13 protein-coding genes and 1 pseudogene are annotated in these 18,484 nt (G+C 71.6%); 6 read left to right on the top strand and 8 right to left on the bottom strand.

What is annotated here, in order from left to right; genetic code table 11:
- The 3 genes and pseudogenes from OHA99_RS25720 to OHA99_RS25710 all read right to left on the bottom strand — a co-directional run bounded on the left by OHA99_RS25720 (position 1) and on the right by OHA99_RS25710 (position 2,597).
- Positions 1-807: an ABC transporter permease gene (locus tag OHA99_RS25720; RefSeq protein WP_115741938.1), complete on the bottom strand. Its 807-nt coding sequence runs from the start codon at positions 805-807 to the stop codon at positions 1-3.
- A gap of 6 nt (positions 808-813) precedes the next feature.
- Positions 814-1,566: pseudogene (locus OHA99_RS25715) on the bottom strand (MlaE family ABC transporter permease); the annotation flags it as partial.
- A gap of 8 nt (positions 1,567-1,574) precedes the next feature.
- Entirely contained in the window at positions 1,575-2,597 is a 1,023-nt protein-coding gene (locus OHA99_RS25710; protein ID WP_165686119.1) for an ABC transporter ATP-binding protein, read from the bottom strand.
- Positions 2,598-3,251: 654 nt separating this feature from the next.
- Here OHA99_RS25710 and OHA99_RS25705 point away from each other — a divergent pair.
- The 5 genes from OHA99_RS25705 (at position 3,252) to OHA99_RS25685 (ending at position 9,761) form a co-directional block, all read left to right on the top strand.
- Entirely contained in the window at positions 3,252-3,884 is a 633-nt protein-coding gene (locus OHA99_RS25705; protein ID WP_153180013.1) for a hypothetical protein, read from the top strand.
- Between the two features lie 112 nt (positions 3,885-3,996).
- Complete coding sequence (locus OHA99_RS25700; protein WP_405698039.1) at positions 3,997-5,631, top strand: DUF6801 domain-containing protein; 1,635 nt, start codon at positions 3,997-3,999, stop codon at positions 5,629-5,631.
- A gap of 37 nt (positions 5,632-5,668) precedes the next feature.
- Positions 5,669-6,610 carry a hypothetical protein gene (locus tag OHA99_RS25695; RefSeq protein WP_405698037.1) on the top strand — a complete coding sequence of 314 codons (942 nt, stop codon included), beginning with the start codon at positions 5,669-5,671 and terminating at the stop codon, positions 6,608-6,610.
- A gap of 184 nt (positions 6,611-6,794) precedes the next feature.
- The gene (locus tag OHA99_RS25690) at positions 6,795-8,006 is read left to right on the top strand and encodes a helix-turn-helix domain-containing protein (protein WP_153180010.1); all 1,212 of its coding nucleotides are present in this window, start codon (positions 6,795-6,797) and stop codon (positions 8,004-8,006) included.
- 183 nt (positions 8,007-8,189) lie between these two features.
- Positions 8,190-9,761, top strand: a complete 1,572-nt coding sequence (locus OHA99_RS25685; RefSeq protein WP_405698035.1) for a substrate-binding domain-containing protein — start codon at positions 8,190-8,192, stop codon at positions 9,759-9,761.
- Positions 9,762-9,787: 26 nt separating this feature from the next.
- On the opposite strand, the gene OHA99_RS25680 is transcribed toward OHA99_RS25685, so the two are convergent.
- A complete protein-coding gene (locus OHA99_RS25680; RefSeq protein WP_153180008.1) occupies positions 9,788-10,441 on the bottom strand; it encodes a DUF4360 domain-containing protein in 654 nt (217 codons plus the stop codon).
- A gap of 370 nt (positions 10,442-10,811) precedes the next feature.
- Here OHA99_RS25680 and OHA99_RS25675 point away from each other — a divergent pair, with 370 nt between their 5' ends.
- Positions 10,812-13,583, top strand: a complete 2,772-nt coding sequence (locus OHA99_RS25675; RefSeq protein WP_405698033.1) for a beta-galactosidase — start codon at positions 10,812-10,814, stop codon at positions 13,581-13,583.
- Positions 13,584-13,598: 15 nt separating this feature from the next.
- Here the strand turns inward: OHA99_RS25675 and OHA99_RS25670 are convergent, their stop codons facing one another.
- From OHA99_RS25670 to OHA99_RS25655, 4 genes are read right to left on the bottom strand one after another with little or no spacing between them, the layout of a single operon-like run.
- Positions 13,599-15,104 carry an alpha-N-arabinofuranosidase gene (locus OHA99_RS25670; RefSeq protein WP_405698031.1) on the bottom strand — a complete coding sequence of 502 codons (1,506 nt, stop codon included), beginning with the start codon at positions 15,102-15,104 and terminating at the stop codon, positions 13,599-13,601.
- Between the two features lie 28 nt (positions 15,105-15,132).
- A complete protein-coding gene (locus OHA99_RS25665) occupies positions 15,133-15,996 on the bottom strand; it encodes a carbohydrate ABC transporter permease (protein WP_153180005.1) in 864 nt (287 codons plus the stop codon).
- Positions 15,993-16,934 (bottom strand): carbohydrate ABC transporter permease, encoded by a 942-nt coding sequence (locus tag OHA99_RS25660; RefSeq protein WP_153180004.1) that lies wholly within the window; start codon positions 16,932-16,934, stop codon positions 15,993-15,995. Before OHA99_RS25660 ends, OHA99_RS25665 begins: the two co-directional genes overlap by 4 nt.
- Positions 16,931-18,289, bottom strand: a complete 1,359-nt coding sequence (locus OHA99_RS25655; RefSeq protein ID WP_381501472.1) for an extracellular solute-binding protein — start codon at positions 18,287-18,289, stop codon at positions 16,931-16,933. Before OHA99_RS25655 ends, OHA99_RS25660 begins: the two co-directional genes overlap by 4 nt.
- Between the last annotated feature and the right edge of the window lie 195 nt (positions 18,290-18,484).

Here is an 18,484-nt window from a genome sequence, read left to right as displayed (position 1 = left end):
TCACCCCGCCACCTTCACGGTCGTGGTCGCGCCCCACAGGGCCAGCGACAGGAAGAAGTCGGTGACGCTGATCAGCACGATGGCGTTGCGCACGGACCGGCCGACGGCGACGCCGACACCGGCGGGGCCGCCGGAGGCGCGGTAGCCGTAGTAGCAGTGGGCGACGATCACCATGACGCTGAAGATCAGCACTTTCAGGACGGAGAGCAGCACGTCCGTCGGGGACAGGAAGAGGTTGAAGTAGTGGTCGTAGGTCCCCCGGGACTGGCCGTTGAACAGGACGGTCACGTAGCGGGAGGCGAGGAAGGAGGAGAGCAGCCCGATGGCGTAGAGCGGGATGATGGCGACGACGCCGGCGATGATGCGGGTGGTGACGAGGTAGGGCATGGAGCGGATGCCCATGCCCTCGAGGGCGTCGACCTCCTCGTTGATGCGCATGGCGCCGAGCTGGGCGGTGAAGCCGGCCCCGACGGTCGCGGAGAGGGCGAGTCCGGCAACGAGCGGGGCGATCTCGCGGGTGTTGAAGTAGGCGGAGACGAATCCGGTGAACGCGGCGGTGCCGATCTGGTCGAGGGCCGCGTAGCCCTGGATTCCGACGACGGTCCCGGTGAAGAGGGTCATCGCGATCATCACGCCGATGGTGCCGCCGATGACGCCGAGGCCGCCGGAGCCGAAGGCCACCTCGGCCAGCAGGCGCTGCACCTCCTTGAGGTAGCGGCGCAGGGTCCGCGGGACCCACAGCAGGGCCCGGACGTAGAAGAGCAGTTGGTCGCCGGAGCGGTCGAGCCAGACGAGCGGGGAGGCCATCGGACCTCAGCCTCCCTTCGGCGGGACGATCTGGAGGTAGACGGCCGTCATCACCATGTTGACGAAGAAGAGCAGCAGGAAGGTGATGACGACGGACTGGTTGACGGCGTCGCCGACGCCCTTGGGGCCGCCGCGCGGGTTGAGGCCGCGGTAGGCGGCGACGATGCCGGCGATGAACCCGAAGACCAGCGCCTTGAGTTCGCTGACGTAGAGGTCGGGCAGCTGGGCGAGGGCGGAGAAGCTGGAGAGGTAGGCGCCGGGGGTGCCGCCCTGCATGATGACGTTGAAGAAGTAGCCGCCGAGGATGCCGACGACCGAGACCAGGCCGTTGAGCAGGACCGCGACGCCCATGGCGGCCAGTACCCGGGGCACGACCAGGCGCTGCACGGGCGAGACGCCCATGACCTCCATGGCGTCGAGTTCCTCGCGGATCTTGCGGGAGCCGAGGTCGGCGCAGATGGCCGAGCCGCCGGCGCCGGCGATGAGCAGCGCGACGATGAGCGGGCTGGCCTGCTGGACGACGGCGAGGACGCTGGCGCCGCCGGTGAACGACTGGGCGCCGAGCTGCTCGGTCAGGGAGCCGACCTGGAGGGCGATGACGGCGCCGAACGGGATCGAGACCAGGGCGGCGGGCAGGATGGTCACGCCGGCGACGAACCAGAACTGCTCGACGAACTCGCGGAACTGGAAGGGTCTTCGGAAGACGGCCCGGACGACTTCGGCGGCGAGCGCGAAGAGCCGCCCGGTCTGCCGCAGCGCGCCGGTGATCACGCGCCGCTCCCGGCGGCGGGCATCGGCAGGGTGGCCGCCTCGGAGCTCTTGGCGTAGGTGTCCCGGATGGCGGACCGCGCGGCGGGCGGCAGCGTGTCGATCATGCCCATGACACGCTGGCGCCGGCGAGCCACGGCCTGGCGCGGCGGCAGGCCGGGCGAGGGCTCCAGCTGCGGGACGATCACCCGGGGCGCGGCGGGGCCTGCGGATTCGGTGGCGGAGGCGGCGTCCGCCTCGGCGGCGAGGGTGGCCGCGTCCTTCTCCTCGGACATCCCGATGGGCCCCTCGCGCCGGCCGCCCAGGAACTGGGACACGACCGGCTCGTCGCTGGTGAGCAGCACCTCGCGCGGGCCGAAGGTGACCAGTTCGCGCAGGAAGAGCATCCCCATGTTGTCGGGCACGGTCGCGGCGATGTCGAGGTTGTGGGTGACGATCAGCATCGTCGCGTCGAGCTGCGCGTTCAGGTCGATCAGCAACTGCGAGATGTAGGCGGTGCGGACCGGGTCGAGCCCGGAGTCCGGTTCGTCGCACAGGATGATCTGCGGGTCGAGGACGAGCGCGCGGGCCAGTCCCGCCCGCTTGCGCATGCCGCCGCTGATCTCTCCCGGAAGCTTCCCCTCCGCGCCCAGCAGCCCGACGACCTCGATCCGCTCCATGACGATGCGGCGGATCTCGGACTCCTTCTTGCGGGTGTGCTCGCGCAGCGGGAAGGCGATGTTGTCGAAAAGGGACATGGACCCGAAGAGCGCGCCGTCCTGGAACATGAGCCCGAACAGTTTCCGGGTCTCGTAGATGTCCCTTTCCGGACTGTTCACCATGTCCACCCCATTGATGAGGACACGGCCCTGCTCGGGCTTGAGCAGCCCTATGAGCGACTTCAGGAAAACGGTCTTACCGGTTCCGGACGGGCCCAGCATCACGCTGACCTCCCCGGCCGGAAGAGTGAGCGACACGTCCCGCCAGATGCTCTGCTTACCGAAGGACTTGGTCAGACCCTCGACCACTACTTCGATTCCCATATCACCTCCAGCGGACGTCCATCGGATTCGCGCCGCGGGCCCGCACGTTAAGTCGGCCCGGAGCGCACTGACAACGGGTGCGGCGCCGATCTCCGGCGCCCCGGCGGAACTTGTCACCGCGCAGACAACCTGCCCGCGCCGTACTTGTCTCCGGGGAGACAGGGCGGGGTCTCGCGGTTCCGGGGGGTGTGAAGCCCGCGGGACCCCGCCGGCGGACACCCCGGCCGCACAGGAGGTGGGCCGGAACGCGTCCGCCATGGCTCCGGCCGACGGGGGCCACCGACCTGGAACCGAGCACCGCACCGGCACGTTACGGCCGAGTAACCTCGGCGGGCAACACCGGAATCGGAGTTTTCCGGGATACCGACTTCGGCCATCCGGAACCTGTCAGGGAAAGCACAGAAACCCCTCGGCACCTTGTCATCCGGTGAGCATTTCGACCCGGCCACAGGCGACCGCCGGGCAAGTGGATCAACGTCGTCCGCACGTCTCGTCCTTGGCAGCCGGTGACTAAGGAGAATCGCGATTCACTCACCCCGGAAACAGCTTGTTCCACTTTTCAAAGAATCATGGACGGCCGCATTGTTCGGCTATGTTTCCCGCGAGTAACGTCACGGCCCAATGCAGCTCAACCCTCAAGGAGAGTCCCGAGCCATGAAGAAGAGCATGAGAAGGTCGGCCCTCGTGGTGTGTGCGGCCGCGTCAGCGCTGGGCCTCGCCGCCGCCCCGTCCATGGCGGCGCCCTCCACGGTGTGGACCGTCAACCCCTCGCCGGCCAACTTCCAGGCGACGAACGTCGGCAACATCGTGCTGACCGCCACCATCCCCATGACGTGCACGGCCTCGAACGCGGCCGGTTCGATGGCGAGCGCCACCGGCAACCCCGGTGACGTCGCCGACATCACCACCATGAACTTCGGTGCGTCCGGCTCGCCGTGCACCAGTGTCCTGGGCAACGTCACCACCACGTCGGTCACCCCGTGGGACGTCGTCGGGGTGGACTACAACGCCTCCACCGGCGTCACCAAGGGCTACGTCGGCAACGTCAAGGCCAACGTGACCGCCGGCGCCTGCAAGTTCACCGTGACGGGCAAGGCCTCGGGCACCTACACCAACTCCACCGGCATCCTGGCGATCAACAGCACCGCCGGTGAACTGGTGGTCACCAACCCCGTCAACTGCGGTGCGATCGTCACGACCGCCACCAAGCCCACGTTCAAGGGCAACTACGCCGTCAAGGTCGCGGGCTCCAGCGTCATCCCGACCATCGTCGGCTCCAACCCGTAGGCCGCCGGTCAGCCACGTCCGCCCGGCCGGTACCCCCGGTCGGGCGTTCGCGGGCCGTACACCGGGCCCGGAGAAGACCGGCCACCCTTCCGAGCCGTCCGAGCGGAGTCGCATGAAAGCCAAGCCAGCCGCCGCCCCGCGCCCGTCGCGGACCCGGGCCCGGGCCCGCGCCCGGACCACGTCGATCGCCGCCTTCGTGGTGCTCGCCGCCCTGGTCCCGACGACCGCCTCGGCCTCGGGCACCCAGCAGGTCGAGGCCGAACTCCCCTACGTCTGCACCCTGCCTTCGGGGCCGCTGCCCGCGACGGTGCGGGTCTCGGCGGAGTTCCCGGAACGGGCCCTGGCGGGTGAGGCGTTCACGCCGACCGGCGTCACCACCACCGTGGAGCTCCCGGACCAGGCGGTCGCCGACCTGGCCGCACGCGACGCGGCCGGGGTACGGGCGGCCACCCGGCTCGGCGTCGGCGTCGCCCAGAACGCCGCCACGGCCACGGCGACCTGGCGGGGAAGCGCCGAGCCGGTCGCGCTGCCCGAGTCGGGGCCGCTGACGCTGGTGACGAAGGGAGACGTCCCCTCGGTGGCCGGCCGCGGCGACGGCGACCTGACGTTCTCCGCGGGCGCCCTCGCGATCGACCTGGCCCTCGAGGCGGCGGACGGGACCGCCACCGATGCGGCCACCGCGGGCCCCGGCTCGCTGACCGTCGACTGCGCCCTCGCCGAGGACGCTCCCGGCCGGGGGCTGCTGGCCACCGTGCCCGTCGGCACGGGCACCGCGGCACCGAGCGGCTCGCCGTCCTCGCCGTCCCCGTCGGGACCGGCCGGAACCTCCGGGGCGCCGGACGACGGACGGCCGGACGGGCCGGGCGACCGCGAGGCGGAACGGCAGTCGGAGCGGTCGCCGAAGGTGCTGGAGAACACCCCCGGCACCGCCGTCGACCGCGACGAGGTCCCGCCGTGCCGCTACGACGAGCAGCACCCGCCCACGGACGTGTCGCTCAACGCGTACGTCACCGGCTACGCCAACGTGAAGAAGATGAAGGGCGCCGCGTACCTCCCGCCGTCCTGCGTGCTGATCGAGCAGGGCATTCCCGTGCCGGGTCCCCCCGATCCGGACTACCTGATCTTCGACACCGTGTCGTACGCGAACTTCCACTACCAGGAGCGCAGGCAGACGCCGCCGTTCGAAGCGACCTTCCTGTCCTTCGACTTCGCCCCGGTGAAGGCCACCATGGTGCTGGAGCAGACGGACACGATGCGGATCGACTCCCGCATGAAGATGAGCATGACCGACTTCTCCACCACCACGGACACCTACGTCCGGGCCCCGCTGGTCCTGCACGTGCTGGATCTGGAGGTCAACGGGACACCCCTGGACGTCGGTTCCGAGTGCCGGACCGAGACGTCCCTCGTCTCCGAGGACCCGGACCCCGCGAACTTCCCCGGTGACCACCTGGTCCTGTACGGCCGGGGCGAGCTGCTCATCGGCCAGCCGGCCACCGGCTATCTGCTCCTCAGCGGCGGCGTGCTGTCCGGCGAGGCGACCATCCCCGCCTTCACCGGCTGCGGCACCGACGGCGAGGACCTCGACCGCCTGCTCACCGCCTCCGTCTCCGGTCCCGGCAACCTCATCAAGCAGGTCCAGGGCCAGACGTGCGCGATCGCCGCCCCCGTGTTCCCGAGCCCGACCAACGAAGGCCAGTGCACCGAGGACCTCCAGCCCTACGAGATCCCCGTCGCCGAACACTGACCCGCCCTGCCCCCCGACTCCCCGGAAGGCCACCACCATGCCCCCGATCTCCACCCGCACCCGGCTCGCCACCGTGTCCGCGCTGACCGCGCTCGGCGCCGTCGCCTCGCTGGGCACGGCGACCGCCGCCGGCCCCGCGCTGAACGGCGAGTGGGCCCCCTTCACCCGCTGTCCCGTGGACGCCCCCGCGATGCTGAACGCCGACGGCTTCGACCGGACCCCGCAGTGCGTGGTGTCCACCTCGGCGAGCGGCACCATCAAGCTGGGCGACACCACCGTGACGACCGGCAGAACCAACCTCCAGATGGGCGTCGTCCAGAACGCGGACGGCACCAGCACCGTGGTCGCCCCCGCCTCCGGCGCGCTGGTCGCCGAGCCCGCCACCGTGCCCGGCGGACTGCTCGGCCTCATGTGCCCGAGCGACATCTTCATCATCACGGGTATCTGCGAGTCGCTGGAGAACTCCAGCCTCAACAAGATCACCGCGACCATGGAGTCGGTCGGCGCGCCCTACGCCTTCGACCAGACCGCGGGCGCCCTCACCGACCTGCCCATCGTCGCCCTGCCGGTCCGCATCCACCTGGAGAACCCGCTCCTCGGCGACAACTGCTACATCGGGACGGCCGCCAACCCGATCGTGCTGCGCCCGGAGAACCGCAACTACCCCGAGTTCGGCATGACCTTCTTCCAGGGCGACGGCACCGTGGACCCGGCCGGCGAGATGAGCCGGATCAACCTCACCGGCGCCACGCAGAACGACAGCACCTTCGCGGTGCCCGGCGCCACCGGCTGCGGCCTGAACGTCGGCCTGATCAACGCCGCGGTGAACGCGAAGACCGGGCTGCCCTCCGCCGCCGGGAACAACAGCGTCACGCTCGACGACACCCGGACCCACCTCACCGGGCTCAACGCGCCCGGGACCGTCGTCCCCGACGCCGGCAAGGTCCTGGCCGAGAACTGGCACTCCGCCGTCGAGTAACAGCCAAAGACACACACAACCGGGACACGATTCCTCCCCAAGAGATGTACAACACAACAAAGTTGATTTACCTTCAGCTTTGCCAGACCGGTGAACGCCCGGGAGACCGGTCCAGGCACCGCCCGCCGAGGGCGGGGCCCGGCCGGTCCGCCCCACCGGACATGTCGACGGCAAGGGATCACTCATGCCCTCAATCGCGCGTCCCTCGGTGCTCGGTGAACCGCTCGACCCCCTCCCCAAGAAGTTCGCGGCCTTCATGCGGCCCCTGCTCCCGGGGCTGCTGAACGAGATACGCAGCGAGGTCACCCGCAGCTATCCGGTCTACGGCAGGCTGCTCAACGGCCCGGACGGGGACGCGATCCGCCAGGGCGTCGAGCAGGCGCTGACCGCCTTCGTGGACCGGGTGGCCGACCCCTCGAGCAGCTCGGAGCTGCGGGACGAACTGCTGCGCAGGTTCGGCCGGGTGGAGGCCTACGAGGGCCGCGACCTGGAGGTCCTTCAGGGCGCCTACCGGCTCGGCGCCCGTATCGCGCTGCGCCGGGCCAAGACACTGGGCCGCCAGTACAGCCTCTCCCCCTCGCTGATCCTCGCCTTCGCCGACGCCCTGTTCGCCTACGTCGAGGAGCTGGAGTCGATCACCCGCGAGGGGTACGCGGAGGTGCGGGAGCGGGCCGCCTCCGAGGAGTCCGCGTTACGAAGACAGTTACTGCACTTCCTGCTGGCCGCCGCGCCGCTGCCCCGCACGGCCGTGTCCGAACTGTGCAAGGCCGCCGCCTGGGAGCTGCCCCGCACGTGCTTCCTCGTCGCCCTGCGGTCCCCGGCGCCGGAGCACATCCAGGCGGGCCTGGACCGGGACGTCCTCGCCGACCTGGACATACCGCAGCCGCACCTGCTCGTGCCCGGCGACGCCACCCCCGCCCGCCTCGACATGATCGCCGCAGCCCTGGCCGGCACCCGCGCCGCGGTGGGCCTGACCGTGCCGATCACCCAGGCCGCCGACTCCGTCCGCTGGGCCCGCCGCGTGCTCCAGCTCGTTGACGACGATGTCATACCCGAGGCTCCGCTGGTCCGCTGCGAGGATCACCTGACGACCCTGTGGCTGCTGTCCGACCCCGCCCTCGTCGACCGCATCGCGGCCCGCGAGCTGGCCCCGCTCGACGACCTGCCGGCCAGGCGCCGCGACCGGCTCGTCGAGACCCTCCGCGTCCACGTGTCCACCCGGGCGCCCGCGGAGCAGGTCGGCGAGATGCTGGGCGTGCACGCGCAGACCGTCCGCTACCGGCTGCGGACGCTGGACACCCACCTGGGCGACCGCCTCGCCGACCCCGACCACCGCTTCGCCATCGAGGTGGCGCTGCGCTCGCTCCACCTGCGCGGGCACGAGGACACGCAATGAGCACCGGCGGGCCGTCGCCGGAGCGCTGAACCCGGGTGGCGGCGGTTGACGACCGGAGAACGCCGGGTGTCCAAGATGACCCGTGCGTGAATTCGAGTCGGGGAGTCACCGGCTCCGCACCCGCCGCGCCCCCTCCGCCGCCACCATGGCCTCCCGTGTCACCGTCCCGAGGGGGAGCCGGACGTGAGTGTGTCCTGGGGGTCCGTGGCCGCCGTCCTGGGCCTGGCCGTGCCCGTGGCGGCCGCGCTGTGGGAGTTCGTGCTGGCGGGGCGCAAACGGCTCGGGTACCGGGTGCAGCTGGACACCACGATCCGGGACTCGTCCGCCTCGGGGCCCGACACCACGGTGTTGCAGCGCATGCAGTGGGACGGTACGAACCTGCGCGATCCCTCGGTCGTCCTGCTGCGGATCGAGAACGCCGGCTGGAGCCCCGTGGTCGCCGCCGACTACGTCGCCCCCGCCAGCGACCCCGTGGGCATACGCATCGCCTTCCCCGGCCGCCGGGTGGTCGGCATGACCGTCACCGAGCGCAGCCCGCAGGTCCCGCCCACCTTCTTCGTGCCGGGGGCCGAGGGCTTCGAGACCACGGGCAGGGAGGTCAAGCTGCCCAAGGTGATCCTCAACCGCAGGACCCACTACAAGGTCCTCGCGGTCCTGGACCGTGAGGAGGGCTTCACCGAACCGGAGTTCCCCGAGCCGGAGGTCACCGCGGGGATCGTCGGCGGGGTGCGCGGCGGGAACATCAAGAAGACCGCGTACTACCCCTTCGCCTCGCGGCAGGTCCGCTGGCTGCTCGCGTCGCTCATCCTGGTGAGCGCCACCCAGTCCGCGTTCACCCTGGCCGGGGACGACGACGCCGTCGCCGCGCCGCTGGACTGCGCCGCCGGGACCCTGCACCTGTCGGGTTCCACGGCCTTCGCGCCGGTGCTGCGGGAGGCCGCGCGGCAGTACGAGCGGACCTGCCCGGACGCGCACATCCCGCTGACCGCCACCTCCTTCAAGGGCAGCGTCGACGGGCTCGACACCCTCGCCGGCGCCGGGGAGGACGCACGGCTCCCGGACGGCCGGGGCCTGGGCGACCGGCTGGCGTTCAGCGACGGGCCGAAGTCCGAGGGCCGCCCGCGCCTGCTGCCGAGGCCCGTCGCACTGTCCCTGTTCACCCTGGTCGTGCACAAGGACGCGGGAGTCGAGGACCTGTCCCTGAAGCAGGTGCGGGACGTCTACGCCGGGAGGATCACCAACTGGAGCCAGGTCAGGGGCAACGACGTGCCCGTCCACCTGATCAGCCGCAACCCCGGCTCGGGCACCCGGACCACGCTGGAACAGCAGGTCCTCGACGGTCGTCCCCTCCCCGCGGTCACCGCCGCGGACTGCGCCGGGCTCGCCCGGGACCGGCCGGGCCGCTGCGAGGTGGGCGGCACCGGGACACTGCTGGACACGGTGGCCTCCACCCCGGGCGCCCTGGGGCACAGCGAGGTCGGCGCCGCCGCCGCGCACGACGGCGTCCACCAGATCCGCATCGACGGCTACCCGGCCACCCTGGAGGGCGCCGACCAGGGGGCGTACCCGTACTGGCAGACGGAGATCGCCTACACCTACGGCGAACCGCCGGCCGACTCGATCGCGGCGGGCTTCCTGCGCTACCTCGCCAACGAGGTCGGCAAGGACATCATCCGCTCCCGGGGCCACCGCCCCTGCGCCGAGCTGGACAAGCCGCTGCTGTGCCGGCCGGACGGTATGCCCGCCGCGAGGTGACCCCGAGGGGGCCCGCGGCGGTCCGGTCAGGACTCCGGGCACTCCTTCCACGCCAGGTGGTAGACGGTGCTGATGTCGCCGTCCGTCGAGTCCATGGTCATGAAGCTCACCCGGCCGGGGTCGGACGTCCCGGCGGCGACCCGCAGCTCGGTGTTGATGTTGAAGTTGCGCTGGACCCCGCAGGGCGCCCACACCAGCTGCGCCCAGTCGGTGCTGTCGGTGGCCTGCCAGTTGTCGTCGTACGGGCCGTCGAAGGGGTGGCTGCGGTACTCCGTGTTCGGGGAGCCCTGGAAGTAGTACGAGGCCCGCTGGGTGCCCTTCGCGCCGGCCTGGAGGGCGGCGAAGCCGCGGTAGTCGGCGCTGGCGACGGCGTAGGTGAAGCCCTGCGGGACGTGCACGAGCAGGTTGAGCTGGCAGTTCTTGCGGAAGTCGGTGGGCGCGGAGTCGCCGCCCGCCTGGGCGAGGTAGTCGCTGTAGGTGACGGTGAAGGCGGTGTTGTCCTGGGAGACGGCGACCGCTGCCGTGCCCTGCGGACAGCCGGAGCCGTTCACCGTGGCGACCTTGATGACGATTTTGTCCGGGGGCGGGTCCTCGAACCCGCCGGAGGGCTGGTGCTGCGCGGGCAGCGCGGAGGTGAGGAGCGCGGCGATCGTGCCGCTCAGGAGCAGGCCGGTGGCCATGGGTCTCCCATCCGGTCGGTGGGGGGTGGATGTGGTGGAACGAGATGCCGTTGAACGAGAGGTCGTTGAATGCGTCCGCCATCCACACATGGTGTGCACATGACATTCACGGAACGGTCGCATCGTAGGAAGCCCCGCCGGGGGCGCACAGACGCTCTCCCGGCCATTCACACCGGCCTGTTCCCAGCACGTGCGCGCGGGTGCCCCGCGCGCGGCGGCGGGCGGGGCCGACCCTCCAGAAATGTGTGCGGTCCGCACGCGCCGCGGCCGTGTGCCGGTCCATCCGGCGTCCGCTGGGACAATGGCCCGGCACAGGCGGTCCCGCGCAGCCACGGGACCGGAGGCACCGCGCGCAACAGGAGAGGCTCCCTTGGAGCTCAGCAGGCCCCACCGGCTCGGCAGACGAGCGTTCAGCGCCCTCGCGGGCACCACCGTCCTCGGGCTCGCGCTCGGCGGCAGTGTGAGCAGCGCGGCGCTGCCCCACCCCGGCGGACCCGGTCCCGTGCCCACCGGACCGCCGCCCGGCCCGCCCGCCGCCGACGGCCGGCGCCACCGGGTCGCCCTGGACCGGTACTCCCTGCTGGTGGACGGCAGACGGCTGGCGCTGTGGTCCGGCGAGCTGCACCCGTTCCGGCTGCCGAGCCCGTCCCTGTGGCGGGACGTGCTCCAGAAGATGCGGGCGTACGGCCACAACGCGGTCAGCGTCCGCCTCGCCTGGAACCAGCACTCCCCCGCCCCCGGCACGTACGACTTCACCGGCGTCCGCGACCTCGACCTGTTCCTGCGCACGGCCGCCGAGTGCGGCCTGTACGTGGTCGTGCACCCCGGCCCGTACATCGGCGCGGACGTGGACGCCGGGGGCCTGCCCGGCTGGCTGACGGCCGTCGGGGCGCGGGCCAGGACCACCGACCCCGCGTATCTGCGTCACGCCGACGAGTGGCTGAGCCGGGTCAACGCGATCGTCGCCCGCCACCAGTTCACCCGGGGCACCGGCACCGTGCTGCTCTACCGGGCCGACACCCCCGAGCGCGCCGACCTGGACCACCTGCACGAGCGGCTGCGCGCCGACGCCGTCGAGGTGCCCGTGCTGCACGCCGACTCCCCGCTCGCCTGGGAGGAGCCGGAACGGACCCGGGACGCCGCCGAGGCGCGGCGGCTCCACTTCGCCCGCCTGGCCCACGGGAGCACGCTGCACAACGTCCACATGGCGTTCGGCGGCACCTCGTGGGGGTGGCTGCCCGCGCCGTCGGCGCCCGCACCGGCGTACGACCCGACCGCGGCGATCGACGAGGCGCGCCGCCCGACGGACAAGCTGGCGCCGCTCCACCAGCTCGGCCACCTGCTGCGCCACGTGCCGGACTTCACGCGGATGACCGAGGCGCCGGCGATCCGGGCCGCGGACGCCCGCATCCGGGTGCAACGCCTGGCCAACCCGGACACCGGCGCCCAGGCGTACGTCCTGCGCAACGACTCCGCGGCCGACGTCACCTCGACGGTGCCGATGGGCGGGACCGAGGTGGAGGTCACCGTGCCCGCCCGGGACGCCAAGCTGCTGGCGACCGGGCTCCACCTGGGCGCCGGGCGCAAGCTCGCGTACGCCACCGTGCAGCCCATGCTGGCGCTGAGCGTCGGGAAGCTGGACATCGCCGCGTTCGTGGGGCGGGCCGGCGAGACGGCGCACCTGGTCCTGGACTGTCCGAACGAGCCGTGGCCGACCCGGCTGGACGAGGAGGCCGCCTGGATCTTCGACCACGGCAAGCTGCACGTGATCGTGCCGCTGAAGGAGGACCGGCTGACCCGGGTGCGGGTGCGCAGCGGCGAGACCGACCGCACCCTGATCCTCCTCTTCGCCGACGACGACGCCTCCCTGCGGCTGTGGCCGTACGAGACCCCGTCGGGCCGGGTCCTGGTGCGCGGCCCCGAGCTGCTGCGCGAGGCCGTCCTGGACGGTCCCGTGATCCGGCTCACCGGCGACACGGTCGAGGAGCGGGAGCTGGAGGTGTGGGCACCGCCCGGCATCACCGACGTGGCCTGGAACGGCGAGCGGGTGCAGTCGGGCCTGGGCCGTGCCCTGAGCGTGATGACGGTGTGGCCGCTGCCGGGCGTGCCCGGACTGGCCCTGCCCGCGCTCGACGGCTGGCGGCGGCGCACCGAGAACTTCGAGGTGCGGCCCGACTACGGCGACGAGGGCTGGACGGTCGCCGACCGGCGCACCTCGCACAGCACGACACCGGTCCCCGACGGGCAGCCCGTGCTCTTCGCCGACGACTACGGCTTCCACTACGGCGACGTCTGGTACCGCGCCCGCCTCGACGGCGCCTCCGGCCTGGAGTCGGTGTCCCTGGCGTACAGCACGGGCGCCGACGGGCTGCTGATGGCCTGGCTGGACGGGGAGCCGCTGGGCACCCACCGGCCGGGCGGGGCGGGCGACGGGAAGGGCACCTGGACGGCCACGGCGCGGTTCCGGCTGCCGGAACCCCTGCGCGAGTCGGCGCGTGCGCCCGGCGAGGGCGCCGCGCCCGTCCTGGCCGTCCTGGTCCGGCGCACCCAGCACGGCCAGGACGCGTACCGGGTGGCCCGCGGTCTGACCTCGGCCCGCTTCGAGGGCGCCTCGCCCGACGCGCACTGGCGGATCATCGGCGCGGCCGCCCCCGACCCGGTGCGCGGGCCGCTCAACCACGGCGGGCTGTACGGGGAGCGCCACGGCTGGCACCTGCCCGGGTACGACGACGGCGGGTGGGAGCCGGGGTCCCCGGCGGCCGCCCGGGACGAGGACGCGCGCCAGGGCGTGACCTGGTACCGGACCACGTTCCGGCTGGACGTCCCGCCGGAGACCGACGCCTCCGTCGGCCTGGTCCTCGACGGCACCGGTGTCCCGGACCACGACGTGCGCGTCCAGGTCTTCCTGAACGGCTGGAACCTGGGCGCGAACGTGGGCGGTGCAAGGGGTGCCCCGCACACCTTCGTCCTCCCGAACGGCATCCTGCGCACCCGCGCCGCCGCCAACACCCTGGCCCTCGCGGTCCTGTCCGACGGCGACACGGCGCCCGCACCCGGCCCGGTGCGCCTGGAGCTGCTGGGCAGCGCGGCCGGAGGAGTGCCGGTGAAGCCCGTCCCCTCCCCCGGCCGGCGCCGCGGCTGACCGGACGCGCGGGACTCAGCGCAGCCGGATCACGTTCCAGGACAGCGGTTCCAGGGCGGCGGTGAGCCTGCCGTCGGCCAGGGCCGTGCCGTCCACCGCGTGCGGGACGACCCGCTCGGGCTCGGCGAGGGTGTTGCGCGCGTCGGGGTCGGCGTCCGCGAGGGCGCTGTGCTCGACGACCTCCGTCAGGTGCAGGCCGCCGAGGGCGACCTCCAGCGGGAGGGCCTCGGTGCGGGAGCGGTTGACGGCGAAGACGGTGACCGAGCCGTCCTCGGCGCGCACGGCGGTGGCGTGCAGGAGGTCGGCCTCGCCGTACTTCGCGGTGTCGTACGTCGGGGAGTCCACGCGGACGTCGAGGACCTCGCCGCGGCCGTACCTCGAGGCCTGGGAGAAGGGGAAGAAGGTCGTCTGGCGCCAGGCCGGGCCGCCCGGCTCGGTCATGATGGGGGCGATGACGTTGACGAGCTGGGCGAGGCAGGCGACGGTGACGCGGTCGGCGTGCCGCAGCAGGGCGATCAGGAGCGAGCCGAAGACGACCGCGTCCAGGACGCTGTAGTTGTCCTCGAGAATGCGGGGGGCCTCGGGCCAGTCCAGGACGCTCACCTGGGCCTCGGTCCGGCTCATGTACCAGACGTTCCACTCGTCGAAGGAGAGGTTGATCCTCTTCTCGGACTTGAGGCGGGCGCCGACGTGGTCGCAGGTGGCGACGACGCTCTCGATGAACGACTCCATGTCCACGGCGGAGGCGAGGAAGGAGTCGACGTCGCCGTCGTGCGGTTCGTAGTAGGCGTGCAGGGAGATGTGGTCGACCAGGTCGTAGGTCTCCTGGAGGACGGTCGCCTCCCAGGCGGCGAAGGTGTCCATCGCCCGGCTCGACGAACCGCAGGCGACCAGTTCCACGTCCGGGTCGATCTGGCGCATGGCGCGGGCCGTCTCGGCGGCGACGCGGCCGTACTCCTGGGCGGTCTTGTGGCCGGTCTGCCAGGGGCCGTCCATCTCGTTGCCCAGGCACCACAGGCGGATGCCGAAGGGGTCCTTGTCGCCGTGCTCGGCGCGCAGGTCGGACAGGGCCGTGCCGGAGGGGTGGTTGGCGTACTCCTGGAGTTCGAGGGCCTCCGCGACGCCCCGGGTGCCGAGGTTGACCGCCATCATGGGTTCGGCCTGGGGGCCGATCTTCTTGAGGAAGGCGATGTACTCCGAGAGGCCGAAGCGGTTGGTCTCGGTGGAGCGCCAGGCCAGGTCGAGGCGGCGCGGGCGGTCCTCCACCGGGCCGACGGAGTCCTCCCACTTGTAGCCGGAGACGAAGTTGCCGCCGGGGTAGCGGACGGCGGTGACGCCGAGTTCGCGGACCAGGTCCAGCACGTCCTGGCGCAGGCCCTCGGCGTCCGCGGTGGGGTGGCCGGGTTCGAAGACGCCGGTGTACACGCAGCGTCCGAGGTGTTCGACGAAGGAGCCGAAGAGCCGGGGGTTGACGGCGCCGACGGTGAAGGCGGGGTCGAGGGTGAAGCGGGCGGGGCGCATCTTTTCCTTTCGGGACGGAGTGCGAGGGCTACTGGCCGGCCAGGCCCGTGTGGGCGACGCCCGCCACGATCTGGCGCTGGAAGAAGACGAAGACGACGATGAGCGGCAGGCCGGCCATCAGGCCGCCGGCCATGAGCTGGGCCCACTGGATGCCGTAGGAGTTCATGACGGTCGCGATGCCGTTGGGCATGGTCATCAGGTCCGGGTTGTTGGTGACCATGTAGGGCCACAGGAAGTTGTTCCAGGAGCTGATGAAGGTGAAGATGCCGACCGCCGCGAGCGAGGGGCGGGACAGCGGCACGATGATCGTGAAGAAGACGCGCCAGCGGCCCGCGCCGTCGATGAAGGCGGCCTCCTCCAGCTCGCGCGGGATGCCCTGGAAGAACTTGTAGAGGATGTAGACCATCGCGGCGGGCGCGCACTGCGGCAGGATCATGCCCCAGTAGGTGTCGACCATCCCCATCTGCTGGACGGTGGTGAACAGCGGGACGCCGAGCACGGCCGGCGAGACCATGAGGCCCGCCATCACCACGCCCATCAGGACGCCCTTGCCGCGGAACTCGGTGCGCGCGAAGCCGTATCCGGCGAGTGCGGCGACCAGCAGCACGATCGTGGTCACGCACACGGACACGACCAGCGAGTTGACGAACCAGTTGGTGATGTTGCCGGTCTCGAAGAGGGCCGTCCAGGCCTGGCCGGTCCAGTCGTGCGGCAGCCAGTGCGTGGGCACCTCGACCGCCTCGGTCTCCGACTTGAGCGAGGTGAACAGCGCCCAGGCGAGCGGGGCGAGGAAGAGGGCGGAGACGGCGGCGCCGAGCAGGGTGAGCACGATCTGGCCGGGGGTCCATCCCCGGCGGGGGCGGGTGCGGACCGGCGGTGCGGCGGTGGTCATCGGCCGCCCTCCTCACGGTTGCGCAGCAGCCACATCCGGGCGAGGGCGACGGCCGCGATGAGCACGAAGAAGATGATGGAGATCGCGGAGGCGTAGCCCACGCGGTAGCTGGTGAAGCCCTGTTCGAGCGTGTACTGCACGAAGGTGCGCGTCGAGTTCTCCGGACCGGGCCCGAAGTCCTGCATGACGACGGCCTGGTCGAAGACCTGGAGCGAGGCGAGTATCTGCAGGGCGACGACGAGGCCGGTGATGTTGCGCAGCATCGGCAGCGTGATGTGCAGGATGCGGTGCCAGGCGTTCGCGCCGTCCAGCTTGGCGGCCTCGTAGAGGTGGGCGGGGATGCCCTGGAGCGCGGCGAGGTAGAGCAGGAAGCTGAAGCCGACGGTCCACCACAGGGTGGTGATGACGACCGCGAGCATGGCGTACGACTTGTCGGTCAGCCAGGGCGTGTCGAGGCCGAAGACGTGGTTGATCATGCCGGTGCCGGGGTTGAACAGCCACTGCCACAGGTTGGCGGCGACGGTGGACGGCAGCAGGAACGGCAGGAAGAAGCAGAGCCGCCACAGCCACTTGCCGCGCTCGATGTGGTGGGCCAGCATCGCGAGGAGGAGGGCGAGGACGGTGATGCAGGGCACGACGAGCAGCGTGAAGTACGCGCTGTGGCCGAGCGCGTCCCACATCAGGGGGTCTTTGAGGGCCTCGCGGTAGTTGTCGAGGCCGACGAAGTGCGCGCTGTCGCCGGAGATGTTGGCGTCGGTGAAGCTGAGGTAGAGGCCGCGCAGCAGTGGCCAGACCACGAAGAGCGCGAAGAGGGCGAGGAACGGGGCGACGAACCAGCCGCCGTGCTGGAAGCCCTGCCGGCGGCGGACGCCGGCGCTGTCGGCGGCGGTCCTCGCGCGCGTCGGGCGGACGATCGTCTCGGCGCTGGTGGCGGTCATGCGGTGGCACCTCCCTGCGCGGCGGTGCGGCCGTCCATCGGGTTCTTCATGGCGAGCAGTTCGGCGAGCGTGCTCTTCATCCGGCGGGCGGCGGTCCCGGGCTTCGCGGAGCCCGTGGTCGAGGAGACGACGACCGGGCCGACGCGCTGGGCGAGGATGCCGGTGGACCCGGCGAACCACACCTTGGGCTCGGTGGCCTGGTGGTCCATGGCCGACACGTACTCGTTCTGCGGTTGCAGCTTCTGGTACGCGGCCGTGGACAGGGTCGGTGTGTGGGCGGGGATGTGGCCGCCGGCCGCCCACTGCCGGGCGTGCTGGACGACGTAGGCGGCGAGCCGGTGCGCGCCCTCGTTGGTGGCGCCGCCGCGGCCGGCCTGGTGCGGCAGGACGAAGGAGTGGGACTCGGCGTGCGTGGCCCGCCTGCCGAAGACGGGCGGCAGCGGGGTGGCGCCGTAGTCGAGCTTCGCGGCGTCGAAGACCGGCACGGACCAGTTGCCCTCCCAGGCGAAGGGGGCCCCGTTGACGAACTGTTCGGCGCCCGCGTTGCCGCCGAAGGAGGGGTCGGCGTAGCCGTCGGCGACGTGCTTGCGCAGGAACTCCAGGACCTGGACGGCCTTGTCGGTGTCGAAGGTGACGTCGGTCCTGGCGTCGTTGAACCAGGTGCCGCCGAGCTGGGTGTAGAAGGCGACGAAGAACCACCACTGGAAGTTCTGGTCGCTGTGCCACAGACCGATGGTCTGGAGCCCCTTCGCGGTGGCCTTCCTGGCCTCCTTGAGCACGTCGAACCACTCTTCGGTCGAGGTGACCGGCACGATCCGGCCGTCCTCGCCGAGCAGGCCCGCCTTCTTCAGCACGTCCTTGCGGTAGAAGCAGAGCTGGACGTGGATGTCGAGCGGGAGGGCGTAGAGCTTGCCGTCGACGACGGCGCGCTTCCACAGCTCGGGGTTGAAGTCCTCCTCGCGCACGCCGTACTTGGTGAGCAGGGCGGGGTCCCAGGGGTCGAGGAGGCGGCCGGGCGAGAAGCCGGTGACGCGGCCGAGGTGCATGACGCCGAGGTCGGGGGCGCGGTTGCCGGCCGCGGCCATGGCGAGCTTGGTGTAGAAGGGGCTGCCCCACTGGAGGGTGGAGTCCTCCACGTCGATGCCGGGGTTGTCCCTGCGGAAGGAGTCCAGCATCGCGATCATGTTGTAGCCGTCGCCGCCGCTGAAGAGGTTCCAGTAGCTCACCCGGGTGTCCGCGCCGGAGGCGAGCGCGTCGGCGCCGGTGCCGAGTCCCGCGAAGCCGAAGCTGCCCGCGACCGTCAGACCGCCGGCCGCGGCCAGAAAGTGCCTGCGATTCAGGCCAGGTCGTCCCATGCCCTGCCCCATCTGTCGTCGTTCGCCGTTCGATGGTTGACGTTCGATATCTCGGATGTCGCTCGTAACTTCGAACGGGAAACGTAGGTGGGAAGCGCTTTCCCGTCAATGGCCTGGGCAGGATCGCGGGCAGGAGTTTCCCGGAGAGCGGAGAGACGGCCCGGGACCTGCCGCGGAACTGGCCCACAGGGCCCG

The sequence above is a fragment of the Streptomyces coelicoflavus genome, from assembly GCF_045041415.1.
Taxonomy (GTDB): domain Bacteria; phylum Actinomycetota; class Actinomycetes; order Streptomycetales; family Streptomycetaceae; genus Streptomyces; species Streptomyces coelicoflavus.
Note: the sequence above shows the minus strand (reverse complement) of the source record. Positions and strands in the feature narration are given on the sequence as shown.

Bases quoted from the DNA above. Each gene is read 5' to 3' on its own strand.
- OHA99_RS25720 (WP_115741938.1), bottom strand. From the start codon at position 807: ATGGCCTCCCCGCTCGTCTGGCTCGACCGCTCCGGCGACCAACTGCTC.
- OHA99_RS25710 (WP_165686119.1), bottom strand. From the start codon at position 2,597: ATGGGAATCGAAGTAGTGGTCGAGGGTCTGACCAAGTCCTTCGGTAAG.
- OHA99_RS25705 (WP_153180013.1), top strand. From the start codon at position 3,252: ATGAAGAAGAGCATGAGAAGGTCGGCCCTCGTGGTGTGTGCGGCCGCG.
- OHA99_RS25700 (WP_405698039.1), top strand. From the start codon at position 3,997: ATGAAAGCCAAGCCAGCCGCCGCCCCGCGCCCGTCGCGGACCCGGGCC.
- OHA99_RS25695 (WP_405698037.1), top strand. From the start codon at position 5,669: ATGCCCCCGATCTCCACCCGCACCCGGCTCGCCACCGTGTCCGCGCTG.
- OHA99_RS25690 (WP_153180010.1), top strand. From the start codon at position 6,795: ATGCCCTCAATCGCGCGTCCCTCGGTGCTCGGTGAACCGCTCGACCCC.
- OHA99_RS25680 (WP_153180008.1), bottom strand. From the start codon at position 10,441: ATGGCCACCGGCCTGCTCCTGAGCGGCACGATCGCCGCGCTCCTCACC.
- OHA99_RS25670 (WP_405698031.1), bottom strand. From the start codon at position 15,104: ATGCGCCCCGCCCGCTTCACCCTCGACCCCGCCTTCACCGTCGGCGCC.
- OHA99_RS25665 (WP_153180005.1), bottom strand. From the start codon at position 15,996: ATGACCACCGCCGCACCGCCGGTCCGCACCCGCCCCCGCCGGGGATGG.
- OHA99_RS25660 (WP_153180004.1), bottom strand. From the start codon at position 16,934: ATGACCGCCACCAGCGCCGAGACGATCGTCCGCCCGACGCGCGCGAGG.
- OHA99_RS25655 (WP_381501472.1), bottom strand. From the start codon at position 18,289: ATGGGACGACCTGGCCTGAATCGCAGGCACTTTCTGGCCGCGGCCGGC.